Origin of the sequence: Streptomyces coeruleofuscus, assembly GCF_039532725.1 — a bacterium.
Classification (GTDB): Bacteria; Actinomycetota; Actinomycetes; order Streptomycetales; family Streptomycetaceae; genus Streptomyces; species Streptomyces coeruleofuscus.
In genome coordinates this window covers 532728-554437 of sequence record NZ_BAAASE010000005.1, presented here as the reverse complement: position 1 = coordinate 554437, position 21710 = coordinate 532728, and the positions used below count along the sequence as shown (strand labels likewise).

18 protein-coding genes are annotated in these 21710 nt (G+C 68.8%); 4 read left to right on the top strand and 14 right to left on the bottom strand.

What is annotated here, in order from left to right; genetic code table 11:
- Positions 1-112: 112 nt before the first annotated feature.
- From ABFX81_RS21935 to nshR, 4 genes are all read left to right on the top strand, one after another.
- Positions 113-1159: an extracellular solute-binding protein gene (locus ABFX81_RS21935; RefSeq protein WP_086840589.1), complete on the top strand. Its 1047-nt coding sequence runs from the start codon at positions 113-115 to the stop codon at positions 1157-1159.
- 67 nt (positions 1160-1226) lie between these two features.
- Positions 1227-2744: an ABC transporter permease gene (locus ABFX81_RS21930; protein WP_346138528.1), complete on the top strand. Its 1518-nt coding sequence runs from the start codon at positions 1227-1229 to the stop codon at positions 2742-2744.
- A complete protein-coding gene (locus ABFX81_RS21925) occupies positions 2741-3790 on the top strand; it encodes an ATP-binding cassette domain-containing protein (RefSeq protein WP_086844203.1) in 1050 nt (349 codons plus the stop codon). Before ABFX81_RS21930 ends, ABFX81_RS21925 begins: the two co-directional genes overlap by 4 nt.
- 161 nt (positions 3791-3951) lie before the next feature.
- Positions 3952-4761 carry an NshR/TsnR family 23S rRNA methyltransferase gene (gene nshR, locus ABFX81_RS21920; RefSeq protein ID WP_086844205.1) on the top strand — a complete coding sequence of 270 codons (810 nt, stop codon included), beginning with the start codon at positions 3952-3954 and terminating at the stop codon, positions 4759-4761.
- Positions 4762-4798: 37 nt separating this feature from the next.
- Here the strand turns inward: nshR and ABFX81_RS21915 are convergent, their stop codons facing one another.
- The 14 genes from ABFX81_RS21915 to ABFX81_RS21850 all read right to left on the bottom strand — a co-directional run bounded on the left by ABFX81_RS21915 (position 4799) and on the right by ABFX81_RS21850 (position 21110).
- Entirely contained in the window at positions 4799-5164 is a 366-nt protein-coding gene (locus ABFX81_RS21915) for a hypothetical protein (RefSeq protein ID WP_086844241.1), read from the bottom strand.
- Positions 5165-5169: 5 nt separating this feature from the next.
- A complete protein-coding gene (locus ABFX81_RS21910) occupies positions 5170-5835 on the bottom strand; it encodes a DUF5825 family protein (RefSeq protein ID WP_086844207.1) in 666 nt (221 codons plus the stop codon).
- A gap of 23 nt (positions 5836-5858) precedes the next feature.
- Positions 5859-7796 (bottom strand): RiPP maturation radical SAM C-methyltransferase, encoded by a 1938-nt coding sequence (locus ABFX81_RS21905; protein ID WP_086844209.1) that lies wholly within the window; start codon positions 7794-7796, stop codon positions 5859-5861.
- Positions 7797-7885: 89 nt separating this feature from the next.
- Positions 7886-8938 carry a hypothetical protein gene (locus ABFX81_RS21900; protein ID WP_346138527.1) on the bottom strand — a complete coding sequence of 351 codons (1053 nt, stop codon included), beginning with the start codon at positions 8936-8938 and terminating at the stop codon, positions 7886-7888.
- 98 nt (positions 8939-9036) lie between these two features.
- Positions 9037-9183, bottom strand: coding sequence for a thiocillin/thiostrepton family thiazolyl peptide (locus tag ABFX81_RS21895; protein ID WP_086844213.1), 147 nt, complete (start codon positions 9181-9183; stop codon positions 9037-9039).
- A gap of 105 nt (positions 9184-9288) precedes the next feature.
- A complete protein-coding gene (locus ABFX81_RS21890; RefSeq protein WP_086844216.1) occupies positions 9289-9444 on the bottom strand; it encodes a thiocillin/thiostrepton family thiazolyl peptide in 156 nt (51 codons plus the stop codon).
- Between the two features lie 115 nt (positions 9445-9559).
- Positions 9560-10501 carry a thiopeptide-type bacteriocin biosynthesis protein gene (locus ABFX81_RS21885; RefSeq protein ID WP_346138526.1) on the bottom strand — a complete coding sequence of 314 codons (942 nt, stop codon included), beginning with the start codon at positions 10499-10501 and terminating at the stop codon, positions 9560-9562.
- On the bottom strand, positions 10482-13151 hold the full coding sequence (locus ABFX81_RS21880; RefSeq protein ID WP_086844219.1) for a lantibiotic dehydratase: 2670 nt from the start codon (positions 13149-13151) through the stop codon (positions 10482-10484). Before ABFX81_RS21880 ends, ABFX81_RS21885 begins: the two co-directional genes overlap by 20 nt.
- A 29-nt stretch (positions 13152-13180) precedes the next feature.
- Positions 13181-14629 (bottom strand): YcaO-like family protein, encoded by a 1449-nt coding sequence (locus ABFX81_RS21875; RefSeq protein ID WP_346138525.1) that lies wholly within the window; start codon positions 14627-14629, stop codon positions 13181-13183.
- Between the two features lie 419 nt (positions 14630-15048).
- Entirely contained in the window at positions 15049-16770 is a 1722-nt protein-coding gene (locus ABFX81_RS21870) for a hypothetical protein (protein ID WP_086844223.1), read from the bottom strand.
- A gap of 87 nt (positions 16771-16857) precedes the next feature.
- Entirely contained in the window at positions 16858-17538 is a 681-nt protein-coding gene (locus ABFX81_RS21865; RefSeq protein WP_346138524.1) for a nitroreductase family protein, read from the bottom strand.
- A 22-nt stretch (positions 17539-17560) separates the two neighbouring features.
- Positions 17561-19165 carry a tpaE gene (locus ABFX81_RS21860; RefSeq protein WP_086844227.1) on the bottom strand — a complete coding sequence of 535 codons (1605 nt, stop codon included), beginning with the start codon at positions 19163-19165 and terminating at the stop codon, positions 17561-17563.
- A 30-nt stretch (positions 19166-19195) separates the two neighbouring features.
- The gene (locus tag ABFX81_RS21855) at positions 19196-19768 is read right to left on the bottom strand and encodes a TOMM precursor leader peptide-binding protein (protein WP_346138523.1); all 573 of its coding nucleotides are present in this window, start codon (positions 19766-19768) and stop codon (positions 19196-19198) included.
- A gap of 52 nt (positions 19769-19820) precedes the next feature.
- Entirely contained in the window at positions 19821-21110 is a 1290-nt protein-coding gene (locus ABFX81_RS21850) for a YcaO-like family protein (protein ID WP_346138522.1), read from the bottom strand.
- Between the last annotated feature and the right edge of the window lie 600 nt (positions 21111-21710).

The following is a 21710-nucleotide window of genomic DNA, read 5'->3' as shown; positions in this document are numbered from 1 at the left end:
TAGCAGGGTCATAATCAAGCCACAGAAGAATCACAGGTTCCTCTTCGCCCTCGCCCGCCACCGACATGGCCGGCGGCGGCACCGAGGTGAACCCCGCAGGAAGGCACACACCATGCGACGCCCCTCGGTTCGCCGGATGACCGCACTGGTCACGGCCACTTTGCTGCTCCCCGCCCTCGCGGCGTGCGGCTCCGGCGAGAAGGACGGCGGGGGCGAGGGCGACGCCTCTTCCCTCGTCATCTACTCCGGCCGCAACGAGAAGCTCGTCAAGCCACTTCTGGACAAGTTGGAGCAGGCCGTCGGCGCCGAGGTCGACGTTCGCTACGGCGACAGCGCGGAGCTCGCCGCCCAGATCCTGGAGGAGGGCGACCGCACCAAGGCCGGGCTGTTCTTCTCCCAGGACGCCGGAGCTCTGGGCGCCCTGTCCAAGGAGGGCGTGCTGCGGAAGCTGCCCGCGGACACCCTCGACGAGGTGGACGAGGCCTACCGCGGCTCCGGCGGTGACTGGGTCGGCCTCTCGGGACGCGTCCGCGTCATCGCGTACAACCCGGACCAGGTCGGCGAGGACGAGGTTCCGGACAGTGTCTTCGACGTCGTCAAGCCGGAGTGGAAGGGCAAGGTCGGTTTCGCGCCGACCAACGCCTCCTTCCAGGCCTTCGTCACCGGTATGCGCGTCCTGAAGGGCGACGACGCCACCCGCGAGTGGCTCGAGGAGCTCAAGGCGAACGGCGCCAAGACGTACGCCCACAACCTCGCCACCCTGGACGCCGTCGAGGCCGGCGAGGTCTCCCTCGGGCTGGTCAACCACTACTACTGGTACGAGCGGGTCGCCGAGAAGGGCGAGGACAAGGTCAACTCCAAGCTGCACTTCCTGCCCGGCGAGGACCCCGGCGCGCTCATCAACGTCGCGGGCGCGGGAATCCTCAAGGACAGCGGACAGAGCGAGACCGCCCAGAAGGCCGTGGACTACCTGCTGTCGAAGGAGGCACAGACCTACTTCGCGGACAGGACGAAGGAGTATCCGCTGGCCGCGGGCGTCACCAGCAGCGTGGAGGACCTGCCCGCGTTCGAGTCGCTCGAGTCCCCCGACATCGACCTCGGCAAGCTGGACTCCCTCCAGGAGACGCTGGCCATGCTCCAGGACGTCGGACTGGTCTGACCCCGCCGTGCCCACCTCGCCGTCCACGTCCAGACGGGCGCGTACGCCATCCGGTACGCCACGACGAGTGCGCACGGTCGGCCGCAGGCCACCCCTGGTCCTGCTCGTCCCCGCCTGCGTGGCCGCCCTCTTCGCCCTGCTGCCCCTCGGCTACCTCGCCGTCCGTGCCCTGGAACGCGGGCCGGCCTTCGCCTGGGACGTCGTCTCCGACGAACGCACCTTGGGCCTCCTCGGCCGCAGCCTCGGCCTGACCGTCGTGGTCGTGGCCGCCTGCCTCGTCCTGGGGATCTCGCTGGCCTGGCTGACCGTGCGCACCGCACTGCCCGGGGCCCGCGCCTGGTCGGTGCTGGCCACGCTGCCGCTGGCCGTGCCCAGTTACGTCGCCGCGTTCGCCTGGCTGTCGGCCGAGCCGGACCTCGCCGGATTCGGCGGCGCCGCCCTCGCCCTGACACTGGTCAGCTTCCCGTACGTCCATCTGCCGGTCGCCGCCGCCCTGCGGGGCATCGACCCGGCCCAGGAGGAGGTGGCGCGCTCCCTCGGACACGGACCGCTGCGGACGTTCCTCAGGGTCACGCTCCCGCAGCTGCGACCGGCGGCCGCGGGCGGAGCACTGCTCGTCGCGCTGTACGTCCTCTCCGACTTCGGCGCGGTCTCCCTGATGCGGTACGACACCTTCACCCGGGCCATCCACACCTCGTACCGCGCCTCCTTCGACCGGACCCCGGCCGCCGCCCTCAGCGTGGTGCTGGTCGTGATGACCGTCGTCCTGGTGGCCGCCGAGGCCCGCACGCGCGGACGCGCCGGGCACGCCAGGACCGGTACGGGCACCGCCCGCCCGGCTCTTCCGGTCGCCCTCGGCCGGTGGCGTCCGCTCGCCCTGCTGTGGTGCGGGGCGGTGGCTGCCGTGGCCGTAGCCTTCCCGCTGGGCACCCTCGGGTACTGGCTGGCCGTCGGCAGTTCGGCCGGCCGGGACCTCGGCGGCCTCGCGGAGACGGCCTGGGCGACGTTCTCCGTCGCGGCCGCGGGCGCCGGCCTCACCACGGTCCTCGCCCTGCCGGTCGGAGTGATCGCCGCCCGGCACCGGGGCCGCGGCGCCCGTCTGCTGGAGCAGGCGGCGTACGCGGGGCACGCGCTGCCCGGCATCACGGTCGCGCTCGCCCTGGTGTTCTTCGCCGTGCGCTACGCCTACCCGCTGTACCAGCGACTCCCGCTGCTCGTCTGCGCCTACGCCGTGCTGTTCCTGCCGGTGGCGGTGGCCGCCACCCGCGCGGCCGTGCTCCAGGCGCAGCCCGTCCTGGAGGACGTGGCCCGCTCACTAGGGCGACGGCCCTGGCAGGTGCTGCGCGAGGTCACCGTGCCGTTGGCCGCTCCCGGTGTGGCCGCCGGAGCCGCGCTCACCTTCGTGGTGTGCATGAAGGAACTCCCCGCGACCCTGCTGCTGCGCCCCACCGGCATGGACACACTCGCCACCCGGCTGTGGACCGAGACCGGCGCCGGCTCCTTCGCGGCAGCCGCCCCGTACGCCGCCGCGCTGATCCTGCTGGCCGCCGTCCCCTCGTATCTCCTAGGCAGGCACCGGACATGAACGAACTGCACGTCGAAGGGCTCACCAAGTCCTACGGAGCCGGGGAGCCGGTCCTGCGCGGACTCGAACTCACCGTCCCCGCAGGCACCTTGGCGGCGGTCCTCGGCCCTTCCGGCTGCGGCAAGACCACCATGCTGCGGATCGTCGCCGGGTTCCTGCGCGCCGACGCGGGCACCGTCCGGCTGGGGGACCGCGTCCTGAACGGGCCCGGTGTCCACGTCCCGCCGGAGCGCCGCCGCATCGGCATCGTGCCCCAGGAGGGCGCCCTCTTCCCGCACCTGAGCGTGGCCCGCAACGTCGCCTTCGGCCTGACCGGCGCCGGCCGCAGCGAACGGCGGCGTACCACGGACGAGATGCTCGAACTGGTCGGCCTCACCGGATACGGCGACCGCATGCCGCACGAGCTGTCCGGCGGCCAGCAACAGCGCGTCGCCCTGGCCCGCGCACTCGCCCCGCGACCCCGACTCGTGCTGCTCGACGAGCCGTTCAACGCCCTCGACAGCGCACTGCGGGCGGGAGTACGGGCGGACGTACGCTCCGCGCTGCGGGCGACCGGGGCCACGGCGGTCCTCGTCACCCACGACCAGCAGGAGGCCCTGTCCACCGCCGACCTCGTCGCCGTCGTACGGGACGGCCGGGTCGCCCAGTGCGCCACACCCCAGGACCTCTACCGGCACCCGGCGGATCCCTGGATCGCCGGCTTCGTCGGCGACGCCGTCCTGCTCCCCGGCACCGTCGACGCCGACCCCGGCGACACGGCCCGGACCGCCTTGGGCACGGTGCCCCTCGCCGCTCCGCCCGGCGGCCCGCGCGCCGGCACGGTCCTGCTCCGCCCGGAACAACTCCGCCTCACCGGCGAGGACTCCGTCGGCGCGGTCAGGGGAACGGTCACCGACGTCTCGTACTTCGGCCACGACGCCATGGTCACCGTGGCTGTCGACGGCCACGACACCCCCATCGGCATCCGCGTGGCGGGCCCGATCCGCGTCCGCCCCGGTGAGCAGACGGGCGTCCGCGTCGAGGGCGAGGCGGGCTTCCATTCGTAGGCGATCCGGCGAGTAAGGCACCCGCAGTTTGGCTCGACGCAACCCAGAAATGTATGATCACGGCGAATACTTCATGTGCGGGGATCGACCGCGCGGGTCGTCACGCAGGGCGTCACACGCCAGGAATCGCGTCACTGAACACAGCAGCCGGTAGGACGACCATGACTGAGTTGGACATCATCGCAAATCCGTCCGATCCCGCGGTGCAGCGGATCATCGACGTCACCAAGCCTTCTCGATCCAACATCAAGACAACGTTGATCGAGGACGTCGAGCCCCTCATGCACAGCATCGCGGCCGGGGTGGAGTTCATCGAGGTCTACGGCAGCGACAGCAGTCCTTTTCCGTCCGAGTTGCTGGATGTGTGCAGGCGGCAGAACATCCCGGTCCGCCTCATCGACTCCTCGATCGTCAACCAGTTGTTCAAGGGGGAGCGGAAGGCCAAGACGTTCGGCATCGCCCGCGTCCCTCGCCCGGCCAGGTTCAGCGACATCGCGAGCCGGAGCGGGGACGTCGTCGTTCTCGACGGGGTCAAGATCGTCGGAAACATCGGCGCGATCGTACGAACGTCGCTCGCGCTCGGAGCGTCGGGGATCATCCTGGTCGACAGCGATATCACCAGCATCGCGGACCGGCGTCTGCAAAGGGCCAGCCGAGGTTACGTCTTCTCCCTTCCCGTCGTCCTCTCCGGTCGCGAGGAGGCCATCGCCTTCATTCGGGACAGCGGTATGCAACTGATGACGCTCAAGGCGGACGGCGACATTTCCGTGAAGCAACTCGGGGACAACCCGGATCGGCTGGCCTTGCTGTTCGGCAGCGAAAAGGGTGGGCCTTCCGACCTGTTCGAGGAAGCGTCTTCCGCCTCGGTTTCCATCCCCATGATGAGCCAGACCGAGTCTCTCAACGTGTCCGTTTCCCTCGGAATCGCGCTGCACGAGAGGATCGACAGGAATCTCGCGGCCAGCCGGTAGGCGCCCCTCCGGCAGCGATCACCACGGACGGGACCGCTTACGCGGATTCACCGACAGCGTCCGTGTCGGACACCTCCTCGAAGGCGCGGCCGACGCCCTTGAACGACTCGATGACGCTGACGCCTTCCGCGATCGCCTCGACCGCGAAAACGCTCGTGGTCGTCGGTGGGTAGCCGATGAGTTCGATCGCCCGGCTCACCGACAACGGATTCCCCACCTTCGCACCGTCCCAGAGGTACACCGCACCCCAGTAGCCCTTCTCGGCGTCGGCGAACCAGGTCTTCATCCGCATCCCCTTGAGTGTGGAGAACGCGTCCACCGCGTAGTCACGAAGGTACTCGCGGAGGCTTTCGACCGTGGCGTCCGACTTCTCCAGGTTCCAAATGACGATCTGGATGTACACGCTGCTCACACCTCCCAGGACGGCAACGCCCAGCGCTTCAGCCGGTACGGCGCCCACCACACACCGCCACCGATCCGGACGACCAGGTGCTGCTTCTCGAACACCGCCATCGCCTGCGCCGGCACGGAATCCGCTCCGCGGTCGGCCAGCAAGGACTCGATCGCGGAAACCAAGGCACCGTCCGAGACCGTGAGCCGGCGCAAGCCGGCGTGGCGCCGGTCCCGGATCTGCACGAACCCCGGTCCCCGGCGGAGGAAGCACCGGCCGACGTGGTACCGGGCCCTCCAGACGGCCAGCATCTCGTCACCGCGCGGGCCCTCCAGGACCGACGGGGGGAAGAGGTGGCCGAACACCCACCACTCGGGACCGTCCGGCGCCAGACGCGCCCGCCAGTCCACCTCCACGCCATAGCTGGTGAGTTCGCGGATGAAGGAGAGCACGGGAATCATGTGTTCCGTCCCGGGCCGCCCACTGAGGTCCACCACGGGTTCGATCGACACGAACCGCACGCCGGACCGATAGACCTGGCGCGCCTCGTCCGCGACGTCTGCGCCGAGTACGCGGTCGCCGAGGTGCATGTTCGGCATGGCCCGCACTGCCGGGTCACCGTGGCGCCACAGGCTGAACCGGACGTCGAACCCGCTACCGGGCACGGTCGCGACACCGTTCATCGCTGACACTGTTCAAGCACCCCTCACACTGCCACGGGCGCCGGAGACGGGCGGTCGGACGCCGACAGTCCCTGGCCCACCTGAATCTGCATGAACCTCTGGTTGCGGTCCTTCGTGACGACGTGGATCATGCGGCCGTCGTCCGTGAAGATCAGGCCCAGTTCCATCCATCGGTCGATCACGGCGCCGACGTCCGTCTGCCCGAACCGCTTCGAGCATTCGCGCTCGAGGTACTGGAGCGTCCTCGGCTGGTCGAGCAGTTGGAAGAGCGCGAGCTCGACGTCGGTGGTGAGCTGGACGACGTCCCAGTCGAAACCCGGCCGGGTGTTGGTGAGCGTGATGCCCTCGTCGGTCTCGAAGTAGGACAACTGGCTGCGCCAGTGCTGGTTGCGCCACTCGTCCAGCCCGGCCCTCAGCTTCCACGCCATGTCGTTCCCGATGCCCTGGTGTGTCGCGTCGAAGATGTACGCGATGTCGAACAGTTCCTTCTCGGGAAGGTCGTAGGTGAGTCCGTACTGAGTGGCCGCCCACCGCTCCTGGAAGCCGAGCGAGGGGTTCTCGAAGTACGGGGCGAAGCGCTGGACCGCGAGCCGGTCGTCCCCGCCGGCCGGGCCCAGGTGGTGCAGCTTCGGGAACTGCTTGATGATCTTGGCGTAGTCCTCGTCCGTCTCCCCGGGGAAACCGTAGAGGTAGGCCCAGATGACGGTCAGCCCCAGTGACTCGGCGTCCCGCAGCATGCGCACGTTCAGACAGCCGGAGACGCCCTTGTCCATGAGCTTCAGCACCTTGCTGCTCAGGCTCTCGACCCCGGGCTGAATGCAGACCACGCCCCCCTTCGCGATGATCTCGAGTTGCTCGTAGCGCAGGTTGGCCTTGATCTCGTACATCAGCCGCAAGTCGAGTTCCGCCTCGGCGAGATGAGGCAGGAGCGAGTCCAGGTAGGCCATGTCCAGGATGTTGTCCACGATCATCACGTCGAGGATCCTGTGGCGCTTCACCAGCGACACGAGGTCGCCGATGAACTGGTCCGGCCGCTTGCTGCGGAACATCATGCTGGCGCCGTTCAGCCCGCAGAAGGTGCAGTGGTGCTTCTCGCCCCACCAGCAGCCGCGGGAACTCTCGAGGACCAGCCTGGGCTCCAGCCAGAACCGGGCGTGCGACTTCGCGAACTGCTCGAAGTACTCGTCGTAGTGGGGCAGGACCATCGCGGCCGGCGGCAGTGGCTTGGTGCTCACCGCGTTGAACACCGAGGTCCCGCTCTCGTCCCGCCAGCACAGACCCGGGACGCCCTCGAAGGCCGGCTCCTCGCGCAGGGAGCGCAGCAGACCCGGCCAGGCCAACTCGCCCTCACCGCGGACCACGTAGTCGATGAAGCCGAAGTTGCGGTGCAGCGCCTCGCCCATCGGCCCTTCGCAGTTGGCGCCGCCGAACACGGTCACCGTCCGGGGCGACAGCTCCTTGAGTCGCCGGGCGACGGCCAGGGATGCCGTGAGGGTCTGGAACGTGGTGGTGAAGCCGACGACATCGGGTTCCCCGGCGGCGATCCGCGCGGCGAGTTCGTCGGTGAACTCCTCGACGTGCTCGTGCAGCCACAGCGTGGTCTGTGTCCGGCTCTCCACGGTCGTCCCGTGGGCGAGGTCCTGCCCGGGGTCGGAGGTCGCCTGGGGGCCGAACTTCTCTAGGAACTCCGGTACCTTCCACTTCGGGTCGTGGTAGAGGGCCGAAGAGAAGACCCAGTCACCGGTCCCGATGTAGCAGCTTTCGAGGTCGTAGTACCTGTAGTCCTCGTAGTTGAAATCGGGGCGGCGCGAGGTGATCCAGTCCACGAAGTCGAGATTTCCGTACACCACGTCGACCTGGGCGTCGGGAAACTCCTTGAGCGTGAGACTCTTGAGCAGTCCGAGTGCCAGAGATGGAAACCCGATCGGACTCCACGGCACATTAGCGAGCACAATGTGCATGATTCTCCTCCGTTGAGGTCGATTTCGGCCGGACCATTGCGTAGCTGGAGGCGTGCGGAGCCAGATCCAGACGGATTCCGGTAGTAGAGCTATTGATTCGCGAGTTCCTTGGCGACGGCGTCAAGTCCCTCCGCCAGTTCCTCGGTTGACTTTCCTGCCAGTTCCTCGTTGGCGCGAGCGAGGAGGTAGCAGAAAAGGAACCGCTCAGCCAGGTTGAATCCCATTGTGTAGAGACAGCTGTACAGCAGGCTCGTCTGAATCCGGTACGCCAGGAAATCCGGGTTCCGGTGCAGGAGGTCCGACATCTCGTGCGACAGTTCCTTCGAGTGGAAGCTGCTGCGCGACAACGCGGCGTCGGGGGTTTGGTGCAAGTCGTCGAGTGTGGGCCCGTCGTGGGCGATGAGTCCGGCGCGGCATTCGTCGCGCAGGGTGCCGAAGTGCTGCCGGACGATGTCCACCCAGGCGCGGGCCGGCTGGTCGTCGGCGGCGGGCAACGGGTCTGACGCACAGTCGCCGATGAATTCACGGGCAGCCGAGCCGAATTTCTCGTAATAGGCGGCACAACGACGCTCGAAGGCATCGGGGTCCTTGGCCTGCGCGGTCTTGGCGCCTTCGTAGTGTGAGCGGTAGCTGAGCATCCGGAGGCTGAGCAGATCGCCGAAGTCGCGGGACGAGATCTGCCGCTGCTCGGACTCCAGCAGGGTGGCGCCCGAATTCGCGACCATCAGGCGCAGTGCCAGCAGGTAGGCCTTGGCCGTGTCGCCGCCGATCTCCGACACGCTGCGGGCGAGGACCGGCGCCACGGCGCGGTAGAGCCGCTTCGCCGCGGCGTCGAACCCGTCCCCGCCGATCCCGGAGTTCCACAGCGGGGAGGGGATCTCCTCGAACGGGACCTCCGCCATGGCCGGACGCAAGCCGTGGCGGTCCGCCGCACGCTGGACCCGGTCGCGCGCCTCGCCGGCGGTGGCCGTATCGGACCCGAGGCTGATCTGCAGACAGTCGCGTCCGGTGGTCTGGTCCCAGGTGCGCACGAAGTAGAAGTCACCCGGCCAGGCGGGCTGGGCCGGCCCGAACAGGTCGGTGACGAAACCGCGGACCATCTGCGGCAGCGTTCTGTCGCCCCCGTCGAGGGGGATCGTCACAAAGACATGCACAATTACGTACCTCCGGGTACGTCGCTGCCGCCGGGCGCGCATTCGGTGAATGGCGCCCGGCGACAGCAACTATCCTCGTCGTCTCATCAAGAAGACGACGATGATGTCGCGCAGGCGGTGCCGATGCAGGACGATGCCATGACCTGCGACAGCGTCTCGTCGCTGTGACTCAGATCGTCAATCAGATCCGAGATCTCCAGCGCGTTCAGGTCGAGCTCTTCGGCGATTTCCATGTGAGTTACCCCCTTTCGCGGAATGAGAGAGGAGGATGAGCCACCGCCGCCGGGCGCGCATTCTGTGAATGGCGCCCGACGACAGTCACATGTTGAGCTGTCCGGTCAGGACGACGAGGACGACGACGAGCTGGTCGTGCAGCCCGTGGTCGTGCACGAGGCCGCCATGACCTGCGACAGCGTTTCGTCGCTGTAGCTCGAGTCCTCAATCAGATCCGAGATCTCCAGCGCGTTCAGGTCGAGCTGCTCTGCAGCGTCCACTTGAAACACCTCCTTTTCTGTTTCGGAACCATTCCATCTTACCGCCGTATAGCGGTAGTTGTGGTGACAAGAGGCAAGAAATCCAAACAGTCACGATCGGATTCCTGCGCTCCGGTCAAGCCCTGTGAGGCACCCGCAGTTCGGTAAGGGAACTCCGGATGACATACGCCAGGAAAGCCTCCGCAGCCGGGAGAATCCCCAGGCGGTTGTTGGTCGTGTGTATGTAGTTGGCCAGGCAGCCGGCATACGGGGTTCTTTCGAGCGCGAGTTCCGCGAAGTCACTCCCCGTCGGTTTTTCCTGCACCGAGAGTGTGGAACTCAGCGCAGTGGCATAGATGTCGTGGAAGACGTCCGTGGCTCCGTCGCGCCAGACCGCGCTGCACAGGTTGGTCACCCTGCTCCGCGTCTTCTCGTACACGGCCGCCCATTTCTCCTCGTAACCGGGCGGCACCCACCTGAGCCAGTCCTCCTCGTAGGCGCTGAGGAAGTCCTGGCTCTGCTCCATGTCCAGCCCGGAGCCCTTGAGGGACATGGCCATGATGCGAATGGCCAGACCCGCCGGCGACGCCTTGAGTTCACGGTCCGACCGGTCGGCGAGGAGATCCAGCACCGCGGCCGAAGTGGAGCGGAAGAGCTCTTCGGCGATGCGGAGTCCCGTGGTCCCGCCGTACTTCGCGTACTCGGGCGAGTAGGGGGTGGGTTCGATGGTGCCCGGCGCCCTGACCTCCTCGGGCTTCGCCCCTTCGAGATCGGCCAGGCCCGGCTGGAGGGAGGACTGCTCCTCGTACTCGGAGGCCTGCTCGGCGTTGAGCGTGGGCATCGCCGCGGCCAGCATGCCGCGTACCGACTCGACGGTCTCGTCCGACGCCCGGTGGAGCCTGAGCCGGATGTGCGGACCGCCCTGCCAGTACCGCAAGTACCAGAAGCGCTCCCGCATCCCGGCGTCCCGCACGACTGGACGGATCACGTCCCGCAGGAAGGTGGGCTGGAGGGACATCGGCAGATAGATGTGGAGTGGCCGCCACTCGGCGTCAGGTTCAGTCCCTGTAGAGCTCAACGAAAAACTCCTCTGCCGCTGCCGGTCCTGAGCCGCCGTACTCATCGGTCTCCGGCATGCACTCTCGAATGGACACGTAGACGTCGTCCCGCGTCAGCGCGGTCTTCGCGAAGCTGCGCACCAGATACGGATTGCGGAAGTCGACGTACATGGGCTTGTGGACACTGGCCCTGTGCAGGTGGTTGAAGTCGGTCCAGTCCCGTGGGATCTCCTCGACCAGCCCGGACAGCAGGTTGTACTCGTCCAGGCGCTGGGTCAGCACGAACGCGTGCTGGGGCAGGCCCTGTTCGATGCGCCACTGGTCGAAGCGCAGCAGCGCCGGGTACGAGTCCTTGCTCAGCTCGGACAGTTCGGGGATCTCGCGCGCGGGCACCGTCCAGGTCCTGCGGCTGGCGACGACGTCGCCGACCATCAGCCGGGGGGACGAGCCCGGGTACCCGCGGTGACCCATCGCCCGCCCGATGTCGTCCATCGGCGCGTAGTTGTACCGGATGGTCGGGCTCAGGACCTCTATGAGGTTGTAGAGGACCGGCACCACGATGGGGAGCAGGAAGTTCATGGGGGTCAGGTGGACGCGCTCGTCGAGCTCGGGGTCCCAGAGGAGCAGCCCGCGGTGGGCGTGGTCGATCCGGATCATCAGCTTGTCGAGGCTGTAGGCCTTCATCTCAGGCGAGGTGGGCCAGGTGCCGGGGTAGTTCAGCACCCGGTCGGTGAGCGGCGGGTGCAGGTTGAAGTTGAGCCCGGCGACCATGTTGAGGTCCACCTGCCCGGGGAACGCCTTCCTGAGGTGTTCCCGGACGGCCGACCGGAGGGTCCAGCCCTCGGCGGCCGAGCCCTCGATGAACGAGCTGAAGCGCGAGAAGTAGACGCCGTATCCCGTCAGGACGCCGTTCACCACGACGTCGGGCGACGGGGCGCCGCCCGCGAGCTGGACCCGGAAGGTGATCGAGTCGGGGTCGACGCAGTCCTCCACGCCCGCGCAGGCGTCCTTGAGGGCCTCGGGGGTCATCCGGACGACGCCGTCCTCGGGTACGAGCTGCCCGCCGATGTCACGCAGGGCCTGGTCGCGCTGCGCGATGAAGGTCTCCGCCGCCGCGGAGTAACGCCCCCAGAACACCGCGTCCTGTTCGGCTTCCGAGAGCTGTACGAGCTTCTCGAAGAACGTCAGGAAGGGCACGGTCTCGCGGTCGCCGAAGGTGTCCGCCGCGAAGGCGTACACGCCCAGCCGCTTCGTGTGGCCGTAGTCGAGCATCGACGACAGCCGCCACAGGCTCTCCAGCGCGGGGACGCTCTTGGCCACGGACTCCCGGTTCCAGGTGGCGGGACGGTCGGGCGTCCAGAGGTCCTCGTACACCGGCGCCCTGGAGATCTCAGTGGGGGGCGCTTCCAGCCCGCAGACCTCGGCGATGCCGGTGAGGGCCTTGTCCGCGGCGCTCAGCAGCGGCCTGCGCTTCTCCGTGGGCGCGTCGGAAAGCGCCGTTTCCAGTTCCACGAGGGTGTCGAGGTGACCGCTCATCGCGGCTACGGGCGGGGTCGTCCCGGCGCGCAGGACCCCCGCCAGCTTCTCGGAGTATCCCGGGTCCTGTTCGTCGAAGCCGGGGCTGACGTACAGCAGCTCGAGCCGCAGCATCGCCCGCAGGGCCTTCCTGCTGACCTCCTCTTTGCCGGTCAGCTCGGTCAGTGCCCGGAGCACCTCGGGCACCGACGCCGTGCCCGAGGCCAGGACGGTCAGGATGCAGTTGACGACCTTGTCGCGCTTGAGCCTGACGACCGTCTCCGAGAGGCCTTCGCCGCCGGCATCGGGGACGAGCCCGATGAACTCGATCGTCTTGTCGTCCGCGTGCAGCGACGAGTTCAGCAGCACCTGGCACAGGTCGATGCCGCCGTCGACCCGTCGCAGTCCGGCGACCAGCCAGTTCACCAGCACCCGGTTCAGTGTCGACGTCGAGTACGTCCGGGGCTCGGACACGGCGTGCCCGGCCTCGGACAGATCCGTGGGGAAGGCTCCGACCTCGGTGAACCGGCCGAAGGGCGACGGCTTCAGCGCGGCGCGATAGGCGAAGTTCACCAGCGTGGACTCAAGGACGCGCAACCGGCTCGGCTTGACCGAACCCATCTCGCCCGAGGTGTACCGGCGCAGGCTCTCGTAGAGCTGGTCGCCCGAGAGCTGGATGCTCCTCGCCATCGAGTCGTGCTCGAAGAGCCGGGCGAAACCGGCGCGTGCCGACTGCATCCTCGCGTCGAACAGCGACTGCGCCTCGTCCTCGCAGCGCCGCATCCGCTGAACGAGGTCGAACCACTCCCTCAGCCCGGCGACCGTGTCCTTTTCCAGGTGCGGTTCCACGACCTCGATGCGCCGCGCCGCCGGTTCGGCACGCTGGTTGTAGACGTCACGGCGCAGCCGGACGAGATCGGCACGCACCGACTCGTCCACGTGCGGGACGAACCCGGCCAGGGAGTCGGACACCTCTTCCGCACGCCGCGCGCATTCCGCCCGGAGACGGCGGCTCTCCTCGATCCGCGCCCAGGTCTCGTCGAACCGGAGGTCCGCCAGTTCTGCCACCGGCAGCCGGCTACGCCGGAAGAGGACGTAGGGGCTGACCCTCGCGGTGGACTCAGCCGGCGGCTCCGCATGCTCATCCGATCGCACGAAAGGGCTCTCCTTCTCTTACCTGCGGGCTACGCAAAGGGGTGCGGCGGGACGTCCGCCGGGGTCTGGTCGTCGGGCAGCAGGGAGGCATGGGGGAGCCGTCCGCCGTGCAGGCGTGGCAGTCCCTCCATACGCCGTGTGCGGTGCCCGAAGGTCATCGGCAGGCATCCGGGGACGAAGCTGCGCGTGCACACCAGCCCGCGCCAGCGCAGCTCCGGCGTGGTGAGATCGGCCGCGTAGACGTGACTGCCGACGGCCTCGATCTGCGTGCGCACGTAGTCGAGGTCCCCCTTGAGGGTGCCGAAGACCGGGGCTGCCGCGGCCGCCGCGCTGAGACTGATCTCGGGCCGGTCCGGCGTCGTCAGGAACGCGAACCACTCCCGGTGGGCGGGCAGCGCACCGAGCAGGCTGTGGTCGTCCATGGTGACCAGCGAGTCGTAGTCCTCCGCGAGCCGCTGCCGGTGCTCCGGGTCGTCGTCGTACACGTACCTCATGGAGGCCACGCGCGCGGCCACCTCGAAGATGGCCGACTCGGCCGCCGCCCGCGGATACAGGCTGGCCGCGGTCGACACGAGCGTGCAGGGACCCGAGTCCGCGTCGCGCTGAGCGAGGGCCAGCACGACCGGGATCTCGATGTCCAAGGTCGCCCAGTACAGGCGGACCCGGAATCCGGTGACCACTTCGACGCGCTCCATCAAGTCCCTGATGTCGCTGTCGGCCGGTCCCAGGGTGAGTTCGGGGAGGAGCAGTTTGCGGTACCACGTGAGCAGGAAGGCGTCCCGTTCCACGATCTCGAAGAGCCCGTGCAGGGTCGCTTCCTCGTGACTCTGGCCCAGCGCGAAGCCGTTCGACGTGTCGTAGAAGAAGGGCTGACGTGTCTCCGGGCGGCGCACCCACGACAGCGCGACCTCCGGAAGGTACCGGGCGGGTCCTTCGCCGAGCGGCGTGACCGGGACCCATTCCACCGTTTCGGCCGCGTCCAGCGGCGACCAGGGGAAGTCCTCGCGCGCGTACTGGTCGGCGGAGTGGTAACCGAGGGTGCGGGGATCGATGGCCCGTGTCCCCAGCTCCGAGAGCGAGGCCTGAACGGTGCCGTCGACCGGCTGGTAGCAGAAGCCTGCGAGGCGCTCCAGGCCCTCCAGCACCGCGGTCGTCCGGCTCTTGGCGAAGCTCCGGGAGCGCCCGACCCCGGGCTCCAGCACGCCGTTGCCCAGCGGGAGTCCCACCTGCGCCGTGGGGAGGGGGCCGTCCAGATCGGCGAGCGGTTCCCTGAACAGCGAGTGCGGTCCCAGGTAGTCGGACGTGAGTGTCGGCGGCAGCGGGCGGCCGGCCCGGAGCGCACCGTCGGACTTCTCGAGCAGTTCGGGCGCGGAGCCGAAGGCGACCGTGGTCGTGGTCGTCGCCGACTGGCATGCCGGGCATCCCGTCCTCGGCGGTACGAGTCCTTGTCGCACCGCGCCGCCTGCTCGGTCAACCATGGCGAGCGTGCCGGCAGGCGAGTTCTCCCGCAGGAAGAGTGCCGCGGTCCGAGTGACGACCGTGCGCACCGCGGGACCGGCCTGCCGCCAGAGCGCGTCACTGCGCGCGCCTCCTGCGGAATCGCCGTCGGGCGCGTCCTCGAACGGTATGTCGGCAGAGTCCACGTGCCTGGTGAGAGACCACGCCAGGCACCGCGGGCATCCGCCGCCGCCCTCGTCCGCCGGACCGTAGGCCAGGACGTAGACGCTGCCGCACCAGAACAACACGGCTATGCTCCGCCCCGACCCGCCTCCGTCGGTGTGTACCCGTGTGGGGTCGGTCAGCGGGCCCAGGAGTACCTCCGCGGGCGCGGGTGCGCCGGCATCGGCCAACAGAGCGGAGACCAGGTCCGCGGCAGGTGGAACGTGCGTTTGCGTACTCATGCCATCTCCACCAGTCGGACCTGTTGCCGCGCGAAGGGCACCGTGTGCGCGGTCACCTCCGTACACCGCGGCCGTGCGATGTGCCGCCATACCTCAGTCCAGTCACGGAAGTGCGGGTTGAGCGGGACCAGGGCGCTGTCGTCGTTGACGAGCCGGAGCAACGCCGTCGACACCGCTTCCGCGTAACAGGCGCCCGCGCCCTGCGTGACTGTCTTTCCGGTGGCGCGCCCCAGGACCCGGTAGAGGCCGTTCGGCAGGCGGGTGCCGGACCACTGCAGCGCCTCGCAGCCATCGGTGCGCTCGACACCCCGCTGGATGTACCGGCTGAAGGCGGCACACTCGTCGTGCCCCAGGTCGTCGTCGGACACCGGCACCCACTCGGCGTCGTCCGCCGGCGTCAGCATCGACTGCCTCAGCAGGGCACGGTAGATCGCCTCGTCCAGGGTCCATCCGGCGCTGAGGTTCGGCCGCGATCCGTGCTGCGCGGCGAGGAGTTCGAGGCCGTTGAGCGCTGCCTGGTACAGGGCCTCCCGGGACGACAGCGTGGCGGCGGTGATCTCGTGCGCCCCGGCAGGTCCGACGAGGAGGGTGGCCCGTGCCTGCCCGAACGGGACCTGGGGCAGGTCGCCCCCGTCCAGGTACCGGAAGGGGCCGACGAATTCGTCCGTCCAGCCGGCCAGGACGTCGATGATGTGCTCGTGGTCGTCGTCCAGCCGACTGTCGTCGTCGGGACTGACGATGTTCCTGCGGACCAGGGCCTCTTCCGCGTCGCCGCGCTGGTCGCCGGGGGCGGGTGACACCACCGCCCGGTGGCAACGACAGCCCGCCGCCGACCACGCGGGATGCGGTTTCACCGTCGGCAGGCCCGAGTCGAGGGGCATGGCCACCGCGGCTGCCGTGTGCTCACCGAGCCCGGCAGTGCGCTGGTAGATCGCGTGGATCACGGCTGCCGCAGCGAAGTCGTCCGGTGCCGGTGACATGGTGTCGGCCGGAGCATCGGGCTGCGCCGTGCGACCGTATCGGCACAGACAGGCCCAGCAACCGGTCGACTTGTCGTCGGACCAGAGGATCCAGTGGCGCCGGCCCGCCTCGCCCACGATGCCGTGCGGTACGCCGCGGTCGAGGAGTGCGTCCTGCAGTCGCACGGTGCGTTCGTACGGCAGGCTGTCCGCGTCGATGACGACCAGGTCCGCGTGCTCCCACCGCGGTACCGGGTCCTCGTCCGAGACGGTGTGGTACTCGGTCCGCAGCCCGAACAGCGGCGAGCTGCCCAGCAGTTGGCGCAGGCGCCCGAGCCAGTCGGCGCCGCCGTACAGGTGGAGGGTGGTGGCGAGCACGCGGTCCAGCGCGCGCACCGGTTCATCCGTCAGCTGGGAGAAGAACGGAATCAGCCACTCCGCCGCGGGGCCCTTGACGGTGACCTGGTGGGCGATCGGCGCGCCGAGGACGGTCACACACCGATGGGCCACCAGCGCGTCGAGCACGCGCGACACCGCCGCCCGCGATCCGGCCGGGAACGCACCGACCAGGTCGTCACCGGTGCGACTGCCGTCCGACCGGTCCAGCAGCGTCGAGACCACGCCGAAGGCGCCCGCACCCTTGATCGTGAAGGACGCGGAGCCGACGCCGATCCATGCTCCTTGCTTCGTCCGCAGCGCGGACACGTCCGGGCGGGCGAGGACGACACCCGCCGCGTGCGACGCACCCTCGTAGGACATCAACTCACTCACTTTCGTCGCGCGGCATGTCGCGTCGCCGGCTGACCGTCGACGGGGTGGGGGATGGGCGCGGCCTGACGCCGCTGATCACGGCGCCGGGTGGGCATAGGTGGCGGCGAGCAGGGGGTGCCGGGTGACACCGTCGCTCTGGACCAGGTTCCGGACGGCCGAGCCGATGAACCCGCCGAACATGGTGCCGACGAGGCCGTGGGACTGGCATCTCAGGTGGAAGTCGTAGAGGGCCATGGAGGCACGCACCGCGCAGAGGCGGTAACCGTGCGATCCCGCCCACGAGTCCGCGCGGTCGATGTTGGCGTAGAGGCTGACGATCCCGCCCGCGTCGGCGAACTCGCGCTGGACGCCCAGGAGTTCTGGATCGCCCACGACCGAGGTCGGGGCGATGAACGACAACTCCCGCGCGGTGACCCGGTAGACCCCGGCGGGCTTCCCCTCGCTGCGCAGCGCGAAGACGAATGCCTCGAGTGGGCCGGCGTCGTCATCGAGCTCCCAGCCGTCGGAATCACGCCGCAACGCGTGCTGCAACAGGCTCAGGACCAGGTCCGTGCGCACTGGTGCGTCCGCGTAGTGCAAGGACGACCGGCGTGTCAGGAGGGTGGCGCTGAGATCGCGGGGGTGCCCGTGGGCCGCCTCCTGCTCATCGATGGCGACGGGCGTGGCATCCGCGAACGGCATCGGTGACCGGTGTGCCGCGAGACCGTCGCTCGTACGGGCACGAGCGGCGAAGCCGTCGAGCAGCGGTTGCATCATGGACGAGTCGGATCGCATTGATTCAGCCCACTTCCATGACTGCGGCGATGGGTTCTTCGGCCGGGGAGAGACCCAGGTACTCACTCAGCAGGTGGTCGTCCCAGTCCGTGACGAGTGAATGGTCCAGGTTCAGGTGTTCGGTGACCCTCCGGGCGGTGGACAGTCCGACGCCCGCGTCGCAGAGCGAGAGCCGGAGCCCGAACGTGCCGTATTTGGCGGCGATCTTCTTGAGGTTGGAGGTGACGACCAGCAGCAGCGGCCGGTCGCCCGGCAGCTCGTCGGTGGTGAGTTGCGCGAGGGAGTGGTCCTGGTCGCGGTACGCGTACCCGCCCACGGGCAGTACGGCCTCGTCACGGCTGACCACATAGGCCGTCGCCGAGCCGATGTTCCCGCCGGCCGCGGTCCATCGTTGTACCCACCCGTCGGTCCGCTCGCGGATGCCGAATGCCATCGCGAGCAGGAGGGCGACATCGGGCCGGCCAAGGTCCGCCCGGTCTCCGACCGGCGCCCCGGCCAACCTCGACACGTCCGCCTCGGGCAGCGCCACCCGCGGGCAGCTGGGCCAGTTCCGGAACTCGAACTGCAGCTTGATGTTCGAGGACTGGAAGTGGGCCAGATGCCCTTTGGGATCCAGAAACCTGCGCGGCGGCAACGCCACCGCCGCCTCGTATGTCGCGCTGGACGGCGGCACGGACGCCGTCGTGCCCTCGCTGAACGAGCACGTGGGACACCCGGGGCGGGTCGCGCTCGGGCGGTGTCGCGTCGACAGGGTGGTCAGGTCGATGATGCCTGCGTCGAGCGGCAGACAGGTCCGGATCGATCGCGAGACGAGCGCGAGCACGTGATGTGCGACGAGGCCGGCGATGAGGTCGTACGCGTGCTGCGGCGGATCGTCCGACAGGTCGTCCTCGCCCGACACGCCGCACTCCAGGCACGGGGTGAACGCGGGGTCCACGTACGGTCCCATGACCATCGAGGTGCTGTCGGCCCGGACGCGCAACAGGGACCGCTTCTCCAGCCAACATCGGCGCTGCAGTTCGATGAGCTCCGGCTGGGACTGCCGGGTCTCGAAGAAGACGACGAAGGCGTCGTCGGCGACCGGCAGCCGATCGATGACGTCGACCACCTCGCACACCCCGCTCAGGCAGCTCGTCGTGGCCTCCACCAGGGGGCGGTGTCCGGCCACATGGACGGTGGCGCGACCGAGCCTCGCCGCGGCGTCGGTCCAGGACCGGTTCACTCCGGTGGAGTTGCCGAGCCGTGACAACAGGCAGGCGAGCTCGGGCGGTGACGCCGGGTGTTCGCCGGCCGGGGTGCCCTCCTCCAAGGCCCCTGACGCCCACAACAGGGCCAAGGCCTTGTGGACGACGGCCTCGTCGAGTCCCACCGCGGCGGCGAGATCGGCATGCGTGGCGGTACCGTCACAAGCGGCAGCCAGCCGGCCGAGATGACCGCGCGCGAACTTCCCGGTGAAGACCTGCCGTTTGTCCGCGCCATCGAGCATCACGGCGTCGCCGGACTGGCGCAGCCGAACGCCCCTGCGGAGAGCGGGGCGGACGGGGACAGCGATCTGCTTGTCCCGACGCGCGACCCGTCCGAGGGTATCCGCCCTCAGCTCAACACCCATCGGTTGCACTCCTCCCCCAAAGCGAAAACCTCACGTGAGACCAGCCACCGCGCCGATGCCGGTCCGCCGGTCGCCCCATCGGGCACCGCAACGTGGACAGCGATCCACCGCCACCGTCGACGCGGTCGACAGCGTCCCCGCGACGAGGTCGAACGTCCGTACCGTGCCGCCGAGCCCCACCGGTCCCGTGCGCAACTCGGCCATGGCCAGTGTCAGCAGACCGTGCGCGATCGCGAGGTGCATCCGGCCGAAGCCCTCTGGCAGGCCCCGGGTCGCCTCGCCCACGGGATCGGTCTGCGCGGGGTCCCGGTGCTGCTCGACGCGCCGCAGGTAGCAGTCGTAGCAGGCCGTGGCTCCGGGGATCACGGCCGGACCGCACACGATCCTGGTCGGGAGCAGTTCGACCGCCACCGTCGGGACGCCCCGCTCGAATCCGAGTCGGTCGAGCGCGTCACGCAGCTTCTCGTCCTGCCCGGAGTACACCGCCGCGATCACCGCGGCGTGTGACAGCCGGTCGTCGTCGGGAAGTTCACTGCCGGTCACCCGGCTCGATGCCGTCGCCTGGTACGCGTCAGCGTACTGCTCCCCGAACGCGTCTCTCACCAGGTACAGGCATTCCTCTGATTGCTCGGACAGCACGTGCCTTGTCCCCTATCTACGCAGCAGGCTGCGGTTCCGGATTCAGCGACTCCTCGCCGTGGCTCTCATGGCCCATAGCCGTCGGCGCGGTGTAGAGCCTTTCCGTGCCGAGGTATCGCTCGCTGTGAATGAACGACAGGGGCATGGCCTCGGGGACCAGCACCTTGACGGCGTGCATGCCGGCCTGTCGTGCCTCGTCCGTGGTGACGTCGACCACGAGCACCTCGGCCCCCCGCGCGGCCACTTGGGAAACCGCGGTCGCCAGCGGGTCGGCGCTGGCGGACAGGTCGGGCAGCTCTTCGAGACGCCGTACGTCGCGCTCGCCTTCCAGCAGGTGCCGGAAGGCGTCACGCCGTTCGGCCGAGGCGTTGTACGCCGCCGAGCCGACCACACTGACGGTCCCGTCGTCGGGCCGTCCCACCGGCCGGTTGTCCACCGCGCCGCGCAACGCCACCCGCACGGCGGCGAGTTCACGGTAGATCTTGGCGACGGCCCGCCGCGGGTCGACGTCGCAGGTGGCGCAGACGATCTGTGCCAACCGGTCTTCGTGGGGCGAGAGTTGCACGGCATAGACCACGGGGATGCCGAAGTCCGTCGTCGCGTCGAAGAGCCGGACGTCGAGGTGACGAGCGGTCCCGGTCGCGTGGTAGGCGCGTTCGAGCGGTTCCAGGAGCTCCGGATCGACCGACAGTCGCGGCAACCGCAGGCGCTGTAGCCACGCGATCGAGAGCGCGTCCCGCTCCACGACCTCGAGCAGCCCGCCGAGCACCGCGCTGCGGAGATCGGAGTGGACGGCCGCTCCCGTGGTGATGCCCCTGGTGAAACGTTCCGACGGTGACTGCGGTGCCATGTGCAGGTACACCGCGATGGCCGGGACGAGGACGGAGCACCGCCGGGTGAGCGACCAGCCCCGGACCCATCTGATCGGAACGGCCGGGTCGTACGGGACCAGACCGCAGTCGTCGCGAGCGAACTCGCTCGCGGAGCACTGGGGCCAGCGCGTGGGCGAGACGAACTCCTCCGTGAGCTCGTCCTCGGCGGCGACCAGGATGTCCTCGTCGTGCCAGGCGCAGACCGAGTACCGTTCGAGCGCCTCGGCGATCGAGATCAGCCTGGCCCGCTCGCCGGCCAGTGCGCTGCCGACACCATCGACATTGCCCAGGTCCCCGTCGTTGCTCCAGCCCCGCATGCTGTGCAGGACCTTCGACGGATCGCCGATGCCGGCGACGCGGATGGCGAAGTCCGGATCGCCGTCGGCCACCGGCAGAGCCGCGGTGCGGGATACGAGGCCGTACGGCGAGACCAAGGACGCTATTTGCTGTAACGCAGGCGTACTGACGTCCACAGTTCTCCCCCGTTGAGAAACCTAGACAGACGGCGGTTGGTCGATCGCCGTGGGTTGATCGTTACCGACGGGACTCAGGCCTGTCAAGCAATAGCCTGCCGGTCACATTAGTTGCGGGTTGAAATTCTTGCTGGTCAGAACGCCCTTTCTGCGTGTAGGCAGCATGCGTGCCACTGGACGAAGTTCGCGAGCTCGGGTGTGATGGTGGCAAAGCACTGGCCGTCCAGGGCGATGTACGGCACGATGTCTGGTCGGCGGAACGGGGAGAAGCGTCGGGACCTGCGGCGATGGGTGCGGACCTGCGTGCTTGAAGCAAGAGTCCGTGGGGTAGGTCCAGGTGTTGGCGCGGACGAAGTGGCTCAAGAGCACAGCCCGGAAACGGGTTTCGATGGTCCCCGGCCTGCCCGTAACAGAGGCGAGAAGGCGGTCGAAAGGGGCACTCGCGGCGGATTCGTCGCGGATCTGAATTTGCGAACCTAGCCGATGGCGACACTTTTCTGGCACAGTCGCTGGAACCCCGAACCGAATCCGATGAGCGCGCTGCCCTAATGCCGCGAACGG